Below are 8985 nucleotides of genomic sequence, written 5' to 3'. Positions count from 1 at the left end.
CGGGCCGGTGACGACCACGGCCCAGGCACCACCGCGGCCGTCGAGCACGACCTCGCCCGGTGCGGGACCGTGGTCCCCCAGCGGGGCCGGCAGGCATGTTCCGCCCGGTCCCTGGTCGCCGTGAGGCCCGACGGTACGGTGCACGCGCGCGGGGCGCACCAGGGGCAGGACGTGGTCGCCCAGGTCCGCGCGCACGGCGTGCCGGTCCAGGTGTGTCACGAGCTCGGGGACCAACCCGGGCCAGCCCGCGGCGGGCCGGCCCGTGGCCCAGCCCTGGACCAAGGGCACGCCCAGGTGCAGCAGGTCGTCGAGCTCTGCCCAGGTCTCCACCCCCTCGGCCAGGAGCCAGGAGTCGATCTGGCCCGAGAGGTCACCCAGGAGCCGGACGACGGTGCGGCGGACCGGGTCGCGGTCCAGGCCGGACACCAGGGAGCGATCGATCTTGACGATGTCGGGGCGGATCGTGAGCATCTGCGACAGGCCGGAGTAGCCGGTACCTGCGTCGTCCATGGCGATGCGTCCGCCCAGGCGCCGCACCTCGGCCAGGACGTCGTCGAGTCCCCCGTCGTGGCGGGAGTCGACGTGCTCGGTGAGCTCGACGACCATCTGGTCCAGTCGACCGTGGGCCAGGAGCGCCTCGCTGACCGGGGTCGAGGTGAGCAGGTGCGGCTCGATGTTCATCGACCAGAACGTCGCCGGCGGCCGCTCCTCGGCGAGCGCGCGCATGGTCGTCACGGTCAGGGCGGTCAGCTCGGCGTCGAGCCCGTGGCGACGGGCCGCGGTGAACCAGACGTCCGGGGACCGGGTCGGGGGTCCGGCGAAGCGCGAGAGCAGCTCGTAGCCACCGACGCGGGCGTGGGCGACGTCCACGATCGGCTGGGCCACGACGTCCAGGCCCTGGCCGTCCAGGACCGTGCGCAGCGCCGTCCGCCACCGGGGGTCGTCGAGGTCGGCCACCGCCTCCAGGTCGTGGGCGCAGGGCTCCAGGTCGGACTGCGACGACACGCGACCTCCCGGCTGTCGAGGGCTGACGCCCGCTGCCACTGGCATCATCGTCCGGTCCACCGGAGGAGATGAGGGATTCGTGACGACGGACAGGTACGGACGGGACGTCCTCGCTGCGGGACGCGCCCCGCGGGCACCGCGGTCCACCCCGACGCCCGCGGAGCCGGGCCTGGTGGTCGAGGAGGTCACCAGCGGCTGGGTCGGTGCGGTGGTGCGGGTGGAGCGGTCCGGAGGGATGCGGGTGGTGGTCCTGGAGGACCGCCACGGCCGCACTCGGACCTTCCCGCTGGGGCCGGGGTTCTGGGTCGACGGCAAGCCCGTGGAGCTCACGCCCCCGGTGGCGCCCACCGGCCCGGGGCGCCCCACCCGGACGGCGTCGGGCTCGGTCGCGGTTCACGGCGCGCGGGCAAGGGTGGCGCGTGGCGGTCGGATCTGGGTCGAGGGACGGCACGACGCCGAGCTGGTCGAGAAGGTGTGGGGTGACGACCTGCGCCTGGAGGGGGTCGTGGTCGAGATGCTGGACGGCGTGGACGACCTGGTGGCTGCCGTCCGCGAGTTCGCACCAGGCCCGGACCGTCGCCTGGGCGTGCTGGTCGACCACCTGGTGCCCGGCAGCAAGGAGTGGCGCATCGCCGAGGCCGCCCACGCGGCGGCGGGTCGCGACCGGCTCCTGGTCCTGGGCCACCCCTACGTGGACGTGTGGCAGGCGGTCCGCCCCGAACGCATCGGGCTCGACGCGTGGCCCACGATCTCGCGGGGCACGGAGTGGAAACGCGGGATCCTGCAGAACCTCGGTTGGCCGCGAGAGACCCAGGCCGACGTCGCCCGGGCCTGGAGACGCATCCTGGGGAGCGTGCGGGACTACCGGGATCTCGAGCCGAGCCTGCTGGGACGGGTCGAGGAGCTCATCGACTTCGTGACGTCCGGACCCCCTTCCGACCGGCCCTGACCCGCGGCGGTACTGCTGTGGACTCCGCCCGCCCGACTTGCCCGATTCGGTACGGTTCGGTGCATGTCTTCCTCTCACGACCAGGGTGGCGCCGCAGGCGGCACCGCACCCCGAACCATGACGGACGACGAGATCCGGCAGTGGGCAGGACTGGCCCACCTGGGCGGGGTGCTCGGCTTCCTGCCCGCACTGGTGATCTGGCTGGTGCACAAGGACCGCAGCGCGTTCGTGGCCCAGGAGGCTCGCGAGGCACTGAACTTCCAGCTGACCCTGCTGGTCGGCTACATCGCCCTTGCGCTCCTCGGTAACGTGCTCTGGGTCGCCACCCTGCTCAGCTTCGCGCTGTGGGTGGTGGCGATCGTCTTCTCCGTCATGGGCTTCCAGGCCGTCAACCGCGGCCAGGCCTACCGCTATCCCTTCGCACTGAAGCTGGTGAGATGACATGAGCACCAACACACCGGACGACCAGACCCCGCCCCAGGCGGGCCCCCCCGGAAGCCCTCCGCCCCAGGCGGGCCCCCCCGGAAGCCCTCCGCCCCAGGGCGGGTCGGTACCCCCCGCCGGTGGGTACCCGCCCCCGCCCCCCGGTGGCTACGCGACGGCCCCGCCCTCGGGCCAGCAGTACACCCAGCCGCCCCTGAGCGACTCCGACCAGCGCCTCTGGGCGACGTTGGCCCATGCCGGCGGGATCCTCATCGGCTTCCTCGCCGGCCTCATCGTCTGGCTCGTGCAGCGTGAGCGGGGACGGTACGTCGAGGAGCAGTCCAAGGAGGCCCTGAACTTCCAGATCACCCTGGGCATCGGCCAGGTGGTCGGATGGGCCACCACGTGGCTCGGGATCGGGTTCCTCATCATCCTGGCGGCCTACATCCTCCAGCTGGTGTTCGGGATCCTCGCTGCGATCGCCTCCAACAAGGGTGAGGCCTACCGGTACCCGTTCGCCCTGCGCCTGGTGAAGTGACCTCGAGCACCTAGGACGCTCACGCTCGACACCCGTCGCGGGGTGGGGTGGCACCGGGGAGGTGCCACCCCACCCCGCGATCGTCAGGGGGTGAGCGAACGGACGACCGTGTCGGCCAGGAGCCTTCCCCGTCGGGTGAGGACCAGCGTGCCGGCCACGGCCGCGCGCCCGTCGAGCAGGCCGTCGGCCACCAGGGCACCCACCGCGCGCCGGGCGTCACCGTCCAACGCGTCGACGGCCAGACCGTCACGGACCCTCGTCCCGAGCATCACCCGTTCCAGCCCCACGTCCTCGGGGCCGAGCACCTCCCGGCCGTGGGCGGGGCTCAGGCCTCGCGCCAACCGGTCGGCGTAGGCACGCGGGTGCTTGACGTTCCACCACCGCACGGCCCGGTCACCGGCACCGACGTGGGAGTGAGCGCCCGGGCCCACACCCCACCAGTCGGCCCCACGCCAGTACGCGAGGTTGTGACGGCACGCGTCTGCCTCCGTGCGGGCCCAGTTGCTCACCTCGTACCACCGGTACCCGGCCTCGGTCAGGAGCTCGTCGGCGAGCTCGTACTTGGCTGCCTGGTCGTCGGGGTCGGTCTGGGGCAGCGACCCGCGCCGGACCTGCCCGGCCATGCGTGTGCCCGGTTCCACGACCAGCGCGTACGCCGAGACGTGGTCGGGGGCGCAACCCACGGCGGTGTCGAGGGACCGGCGCCAGTCGTCGAGGCTCTCGCCGGGCGTGCCGTAGATGAGGTCGAGGGAGACCGCCAACCCGGCGTCCTCGGCCCACCTGACGGCCTCCGGGACGCGGTCCGGGTCGTGCGTGCGCTCCAGGGTCGCCAGCACGTGCGGGACCGCCGACTGCATCCCGAACGAGACACGGGTGAAACCACCGTCGGCGAGCGCCCGGAGCGTCTGGGGGGTGACGGAGTCGGGATTCGCCTCGGTGGTCACCTCGGCACCGGGCACCAGGCCCCAGGTGTCACGCACCGTGCCGAGCAGGCGCACGAGGTCGGGGGCGGCAAGCACCGTGGGCGTACCTCCGCCGACGAACACCGTGGAGACAGGTCGGTCACCTCGTCCGGCGTCCCGGAGCACCTCGGCGGCCAGACCCACCTCGGCGACGGCTGCGTCGAGGTATGCCGAGGGACCCGTGCTCCCGTCGAGCTCGCCAGGTGTGTAGGTGTTGAAGTCGCAGTACCCGCACCGCACCGTGCAGAACGGCACGTGGATGTAGATGCCGAACCCCGGCGTGGCGGGCTCGTCGTGCGCGACCCACGACGGGAGCGCGCCGTCGTGGGGGGCAGGTTCACCGTCGGGCAGAGCGGGGGGAGGCACTCCCCCATCGTCCCACCGTCAGCGGGGTGACCCGACGGCCGGAGGTCAGCGGCCGGACTTGCGGGCGTCCTTACCGTCCTTGCCGGAGTCCTCCGACGACAGCGCAGCGATGAAGGCCTCCTGCGGGACGTCGACACGCCCGATCGTCTTCATCCGCTTCTTGCCCTCCTTCTGCTTCTCCAACAGCTTGCGCTTACGGCTGATGTCACCGCCGTAGCACTTGGCGAGCACGTCCTTGCGGATGGCCCGGATCGTCTCGCGGGCGATCACCCGGGACCCCACCGCAGCCTGGATCGGCACCTCGAACTGCTGCCGAGGGATGAGCTCGCGGAGCTTGCCGGCCATCATCACGCCGTAGGCGTACGCCTTGTCCTTGTGGACGATCGCGCTGAAGGCGTCCACCTGCTCGCCCTGCAGCAGGATGTCGACCTTGACCAGGGCCGAAGCCTGCTCCCCGGCGGGCTCGTAGTCCAGCGACGCGTACCCCTTGGTCTTGGACTTGAGCTGGTCGAAGAAGTCGAACACGATCTCGGCCAGGGGCAGGGTGTACCGCATCTCCACCCGCTCCGGGGACAGGTAGTCCATGCCCAGGAGCTCACCGCGCCGGGTCTGGCACAGCTCCATGACCGCCCCGATGTAGTCGGACGGCGCGAGGATCGTGGCCTTGACCACGGGTTCGCGGACCTCCCTGATCTTGCCGCCGGGGAACTCCGAGGGGTTGGTCACCGTCAGGACGGCCCCGTCCTCCATGGTGACCTCGTACACCACGTTGGGAGCGGTGGAGATCAGCGCGAGGTCGAACTCCCTCTCGAGCCGTTCCCGGACGATCTCCAGGTGCAGCAGCCCGAGGAACCCGACGCGGAACCCGAACCCGAGGGCCACGGACGTCTCGGGCTCGTACACCAGTGCGGCGTCGTTGAGCTTCAGCTTGTCGAGGGCGTCCCGCAGCACCGGGTAGTCCGAACCGTCGATCGGGTAGAGGCCGGAGAAGACCATCGGCTTGGGCTCGTGGTAGCCACCCAGGGACTCCGCAGCGGGCTTGTTCGCGTTGGTCACCGTGTCGCCGACCTTGGACTGCCGGACGTCCTTCACACCCGTGATGAGGTAGCCGACCTCACCGACGCCCAGCCCCTTGGTGGGCGTCGCCTCGGGTGCGATGACCCCGATCTCCAGCAGCTCGTGGGTGGCGCGGGTCGACATCATCACGATCCGCTCCCGGGGGCTCAGGTTCCCGTCGACGACACGGACGTAGGTCACCACCCCGCGGTAGGTGTCGTACACGGAGTCGAAGATCATGGCGCGCGCCGGGGCGTCGGCCTCACCGGTCGGGGCGGGGACGTCACGCACGATGCGGTCCAGGAGCGCCGGGACGCCCTCGCCCGTCTTGCCCGACACCTTGAGCACGTCCGCAGGGTCGCCACCGACGAGACCGGCGATCTCCTCCGCGTAGCGCTCCGGCTGGGCGGCAGGCAGGTCGATCTTGTTCAGCACCGGGATGATGGCGAGGTCGTTCTCCATCGCGAGATACAGGTTCGCAAGGGTCTGGGCCTCGATCCCCTGGGCGGCGTCGACGAGCAGCACCGCGCCCTCGCACGCGGCGAGCGACCGAGAGACCTCGTAGGTGAAGTCGACGTGCCCGGGGGTGTCGATCATGTTGAGGGCGTAGGGCTGGGGGGCGCCGGACTCGTCCGCCAGAGCCCATGGCATCCGCACGGCCTGGGACTTGATCGTGATCCCACGCTCGCGCTCGATGTCCATGCGGTCCAGGTACTGCTCGCGCATGGCGCGGGCCTCGACCACACCCGTCAGCTGGAGCATCCGGTCGGCCAGCGTCGACTTCCCGTGGTCGATGTGGGCGATGATGCAGAAGTTGCGCAAGAGCTCCGGCGGCGTGGCCGCCGGGGCGATGCGTGTGGTCTGCTCGGCGCTCGGGATGGGTGACACGTCGGCTACGGCTCCACGACTCGGACGGAAGGACGCACCATCGTCCCATGCCGAGGCGCTGGCGAGCACCTCTGGCCCACGCGCAGGCTCCCCCAGCAGGCACTCAGGCTGCTATGGTTGATGGACGCGTGTCCGCCCAGGTCGGCGGGCACTGCTCCGGTTCCTCTCCGCGGGTGTCCCCACTCCCCAGTCCCGGAACCGGACGCGCCCTCCAGACCTGTCAGATCGCTCCGGCGAACGTACGAAGAGAGTCTCTCCACGTGGCGAACATCAAGTCCCAGATCAAGCGGAACCGCACCAACGAGATCGCGCGCCTGCGCAACAAGGCCGTGAAGTCCGAGCTCAAGACGCACGTGCGTCGGGTGCGCGAGGCCGTGGCCGCGGGCGACAAGGAAGCGGCCGTCGTGGCCCTGCGGTCCGCGTCGACCAAGCTCGACAAGGCGGCCAGCAAGGGTGTCATCCACCTGAACCAGGCCGCGAACCGGAAGTCGGCGCTGGCCAAGCAGGTCAGCACGCTCTGACCTTCCCCCCGCACAGCGGGACGACGAAGGGCGGGTGGACCACCGTGGTGGTCCACCCGCCCTTCGTCGTCCGTGCGTGACCGGCCCTGATCACCCCTCAGGTCAGGATGCCCCGGACCTGGTGCGGTGCCGGCTCCCCCTGCGCGCCGGCACCGCGTACGGCACCGCACGCTGACGGGGTGTCAGGCCTGCGATGCGCCTGCGCCCTGGGTCTGATTCTGGAGAGCAGGAGCTGCAGTTGCCCTGATGCCCGCCTCTGACAGAGCGCGCTCGTAGGCCTCGGCCGCTGCCTCGACATCGCCATGAGCCCGCAAGCGGTCACCTAGAGCTCGCCAGACCGCGGCGGACTCTCGGCCTGCCGACATCATCCCGAGCATGTCAGCCGCCCAGCGGTACGCAGCGTGAGCCTCCTCCACGGCACCCCTGACGGACAAAGCGTCCCCGAGAAGAAGCTGGCCGTTGCACAGATCGAGCGTGGCGGCCTCATCCAGGCGCTCCAAGCCGGCCCGCGCGCGCCGCTCGGCGGCATCGGCATCGCCGAGCAGAAGATACGCACGCCCGGTCTCGAACTCGCACCGAGCCAGCTCGACCTCAGAACCGATGAGCTCGAGCTCCTTGGCCGCCTGGTCCAGATTCTCCAGAGCACGATCGGGCTCCGGCGGGTCAAGGCGCAACAGCAACCACCCGTAGTGCAGGCGCAGCCGAGGAAGGTCCCTGCTTGCCGAGCCTTCGCTCAGGTAGGCCAGCGCGCGCTCAGTCAAACGCCGAGCCTCTGCGAGGTCACCCCGCCCCTCCGCGACCAGAGAAGCGTTCCAGTAGATGCTGCCCCGTCCGCGCATGGTCCCATTGGCCTCAGCCAGGCGGATGAGTTCAGCAGCCCGATGCGCCGCGAACAGGAGATCCCCGCGCTCGTAGTAGCTCCACAGGATCGTGGCAGCCAGGCGCAGGTGCTCGTCCGTGCCTGCAATCCCCTGATCCTCGAGCTCGGCGAGCACCTGCTCGCCGAGCTCGATGCTGTGCCCCAGGTCCCCGGCCTCGTGATATGCGGAGACGAGGCTGGTCGCGATCAGGGCCGACTCGGTCGACCGTCGGGCCTTCCGCGCCTCCTTGAGCAACGGCTCGAGCACGGCGATGGACAGATCGAGATGCCCCAGGGCCTCGTGAGCCTGGGCCAGGGCAAGCAGCGCCTCGGCATGGTGCCGCGACGCGATGGTCGACAGGTCCAGGGCTAGGAGACGGTCACGAGCCTCGACGGCCTCGCCGTTGGCCAGGGCCAGTCGGGCGAAACCGATCTCGAGACGCGCGCGTTCCTCACTCGGCGCCTTGTCGCCGTGGCGCAGGAAGTCCGCCGTCGTGCCCAGCCTCTCGGCCAGCACGCTGAGCGCAGCATCTGTCGGGACGCGTCGTCCCGCCTCGATGAGCGAGATGTAGCTCGGTGAGAAGTCGTCACCCGCGAGCGCGGTCTGGGAGAGGCCGGCCCGGATGCGCTCCTCGCGGAGTCGATCGGCAAGTTCAGTCACAGTTCGTAACTCTACCCATGACATCGCCCAGACGGGAGACCTGACGCTCGTGTGACCGGGTGAAATCGGCGACAGATCGTAGGGCGGTCGCCGGTTCATTGCACCTCCAGGCGGCAGGAATCACGCCTGGAGCCATCTCCGGCCATCCGAGGCACCTTCACGCAGACTCAGTTGCGAACTGTCACACCTTGCAGCAGCCGGTGCTGCCGATGGCGGTCTCGACGTCGCCACCCGCCGCGGGGACGGCGAAGACGGCAAGGCCCAGCGCGAGGAGGGCAGCGGAGAGAGCCTTGGCGGTGCGGTTCATGGTGAAACCCCGTTCTGGAGGAGGATTGTCAAATCAACTGTGACAGCATCCCGGCTGAGCCAGGGCCGCGTCAAGCCCTCATCCGCACCGGTCACCCGTATGCCTTACGCTCAATACGGACAACTCGGACAATCGTGGGAACGTGCCCATGTCGACAGGCCTCGAGGCCACTGAACGACCCCCTCGGGCCGTGTCACATAGTGGATGACGCCTCAGGCCGGAGGTCAGGCCGCCGACGCTGCGGCCACTGCGAGGACGGCACGCTCGACGGCGAACACCGGGTCCCTGCTCGCGCCCTTGACCTCGGCGTCCGCCCTGGCGACCGCGGTGATCGCGGCCGCCAGCCCTTCCGGCGTCCAGCCGGCGAGCTCCTTGCGGGCGCGGTCAACCTGCCAGGGCGCGAGACCGAGGTCCCGCGCTGCGTCCAGCCCACGCCCACGGGCGGCCGCG

At 70.6% G+C, this 8985-nt stretch carries 9 protein-coding genes and 1 pseudogene; 4 read left to right on the top strand and 6 right to left on the bottom strand.

Annotation, left to right across the window (positions count from 1 at the left end):
- Nucleotides 1-1005, bottom strand: a 1005-nt coding sequence (locus N869_RS10175) for an EAL domain-containing protein (RefSeq protein ID WP_052105371.1), incomplete at its 3' end; no start/stop codon positions are given.
- A gap of 79 nt (nt 1006-1084) precedes the next feature.
- On the opposite strand from N869_RS10175, the gene N869_RS10170 reads away from it, so the two are divergent.
- The 3 genes from N869_RS10170 (at nt 1085) to N869_RS10160 (ending at nt 2915) form a co-directional block, all read left to right on the top strand.
- Nucleotides 1085-1954 (top strand): DUF3097 domain-containing protein, encoded by an 870-nt coding sequence (locus N869_RS10170; protein WP_035061080.1) that lies wholly within the window; start codon nt 1085-1087, stop codon nt 1952-1954.
- 63 nt (nt 1955-2017) lie between these two features.
- Nucleotides 2018-2395, top strand: coding sequence for a DUF4870 domain-containing protein (locus tag N869_RS10165; protein ID WP_035061077.1), 378 nt, complete (start codon nt 2018-2020; stop codon nt 2393-2395).
- 1 nt (nt 2396) lies between these two features.
- Complete coding sequence (locus tag N869_RS10160) at nt 2397-2915, top strand: DUF4870 domain-containing protein (protein ID WP_084136912.1); 519 nt, start codon at nt 2397-2399, stop codon at nt 2913-2915.
- Nucleotides 2916-2998: 83 nt separating this feature from the next.
- Here the strand turns inward: N869_RS10160 and hemW are convergent, their stop codons facing one another.
- Together hemW and lepA are read right to left on the bottom strand one after the other, a co-directional pair.
- Nucleotides 2999-4243 carry a radical SAM family heme chaperone HemW gene (gene hemW / locus N869_RS10155; protein WP_035061074.1) on the bottom strand — a complete coding sequence of 415 codons (1245 nt, stop codon included), beginning with the start codon at nt 4241-4243 and terminating at the stop codon, nt 2999-3001.
- A gap of 45 nt (nt 4244-4288) precedes the next feature.
- Nucleotides 4289-6187, bottom strand: a complete 1899-nt coding sequence (gene lepA / locus N869_RS10150) for a translation elongation factor 4 (protein ID WP_035061072.1) — start codon at nt 6185-6187, stop codon at nt 4289-4291.
- Between the two features lie 260 nt (nt 6188-6447).
- Between lepA and rpsT the strand changes: the two genes are divergently transcribed.
- Nucleotides 6448-6708 (top strand): 30S ribosomal protein S20, encoded by a 261-nt coding sequence (rpsT, locus tag N869_RS10145; RefSeq protein WP_035061070.1) that lies wholly within the window; start codon nt 6448-6450, stop codon nt 6706-6708.
- A gap of 182 nt (nt 6709-6890) precedes the next feature.
- Here the strand turns inward: rpsT and N869_RS10140 are convergent, their stop codons facing one another.
- The 3 genes and pseudogenes from N869_RS10140 to N869_RS10135 form a co-directional block, all read right to left on the bottom strand.
- A complete protein-coding gene (locus tag N869_RS10140) occupies nt 6891-8228 on the bottom strand; it encodes a helix-turn-helix domain-containing protein (RefSeq protein ID WP_035061067.1) in 1338 nt (445 codons plus the stop codon).
- Nucleotides 8229-8409: 181 nt separating this feature from the next.
- Nucleotides 8410-8535 (bottom strand): hypothetical protein, encoded by a 126-nt coding sequence (locus N869_RS18775; protein ID WP_269545878.1) that lies wholly within the window; start codon nt 8533-8535, stop codon nt 8410-8412.
- Between the two features lie 224 nt (nt 8536-8759).
- A pseudogene (locus N869_RS10135) lies at nt 8760-8985 on the bottom strand (DNA polymerase III subunit delta); the annotation flags it as partial.

It is taken from the genome of Cellulomonas bogoriensis 69B4 = DSM 16987, assembly GCF_000767165.1.
Lineage (GTDB): Bacteria > Actinomycetota > Actinomycetes > Actinomycetales > Cellulomonadaceae > Actinotalea > Actinotalea bogoriensis.
This window is presented reverse-complemented; position numbering and strand designations above follow the sequence as displayed.